The sequence below is a fragment of the Streptomyces sp. AC602_WCS936 genome (genome assembly GCF_019049125.1).
GTDB lineage: Bacteria > Actinomycetota > Actinomycetes > Streptomycetales > Streptomycetaceae > Streptomyces.
Map to the genome: position 1 here is coordinate 304 of NZ_JAGMUF010000127.1, position 1411 is coordinate 1714.

General features: G+C 66.2%; 1 protein-coding gene and 1 pseudogene. Both read left to right on the forward strand.

Features of this window, described 5'->3' with window-relative positions:
* On the forward strand, nucleotides 1-393 hold a 393-nt coding region (locus tag KUM03_RS34320), incomplete at its 5' end, for a DUF3459 domain-containing protein (protein WP_374225418.1).
* Nucleotides 390-1411: pseudogene (locus KUM03_RS34325) on the forward strand (alpha-amylase family glycosyl hydrolase); the annotation flags it as partial. The gene KUM03_RS34320 and the pseudogene KUM03_RS34325, both read left to right, overlap by 4 nt.

Here is a 1411-nt window from a genome sequence, read left to right on the forward strand (position 1 = left end):
GCCCGCGAGGGCACCACCATCGCCCCCCTCATCACCCGACTCAACACCATCCGGCGCGAGAACCCGGCGCTCCGCCAACTGCGCGATCTGCACTTCCATCCCACGGACAAGGAGGAGGTGATCGCCTACTCGAAGCGGCAGGGGTCGAACACGGTTCTGGTGGTCGTGAACCTCGACCCCCACCACACCCAGGAGGCGACGGTCTCGTTGGACATGCCGCAACTCGGCCTGGACTGGCATGAGTCGGTGCCGGTGCGCGACGAGCTGACCGGCGAGACCTACCACTGGGGCAGGGCCAACTATGTGCGCCTGGAGCCGGGCCGGACGCCCGCGCACGTCTGCACGGTTCTGCGACCGTCCCAACCGCAGATCGGAGGGTCACCCACCACATGATCTTCAACGAACCCGTGCCGGACACCTTCGAGGACACCCCGGCCAAGGACCGCGACCCGGACTGGTTCAAACGGGCCGTCTTCTACGAGGTCCTCGTCCGTTCCTTCCAGGACAGCAACGGCGACGGCGTCGGCGACCTCAAGGGCCTGACCGCCAAGCTGGACTACCTGCAATGGCTGGGCGTGGACTGCCTGTGGCTGCCGCCCTTCTTCAAGTCGCCCCTGCGGGACGGCGGCTACGACGTCTCCGACTACACCGCCGTACTGCCCGAGTTCGGTGACCTGGCCGACTTCGTCGAGTTCGTGGACGCGGCCCACCAGCGCGGCATGCGCGTGATCATCGACTTCGTCATGAACCACACCAGCGACCAGCACCCGTGGTTCCAGGAGTCCCGGGCCAATCCCGACGGTCCGTACGGGGACTACTACGTCTGGGCGGACGACGACAAGCAGTTCCAGGACGCGCGGATCATCTTCGTCGACACCGAGGCGTCCAACTGGACCTACGACCCGGTGCGCAAGCAGTACTACTGGCACCGCTTCTTCTCCCACCAGCCCGACCTCAACTACGAGAACCCGGCCGTCCAGGAGGAGATGATCTCCGCCCTGAAGTTCTGGCTGGACCTCGGCATCGACGGGTTCCGGCTGGACGCGGTGCCGTACCTGTACCAGGAGGAGGGCACCAACTGCGAGAATCTTCCGGCGACGCACGCCTTCCTCAAGCGGGTGCGCAAGGAGATCGACGCGCAGTACCCGGACACGGTCGTACTGGCGGAGGCCAACCAGTGGCCGGAGGACGTCGTCGACTACTTCGGCGACTTCGCCTCCGGCGGCGACGAGTGCCACATGGCCTTCCACTTCCCGGTCATGCCCCGCATCTTCATGGCCGTCCGCCGCGAGTCCCGCTACCCCGTCTCCGAGATCCTCGCCAAGACCCCGGCCATCCCGTCCGGCTGCCAGTGGGGCATCTTCCTGCGCAACCACGACGAGCTGACCCTCGAAATGGTCACCGACGAAGA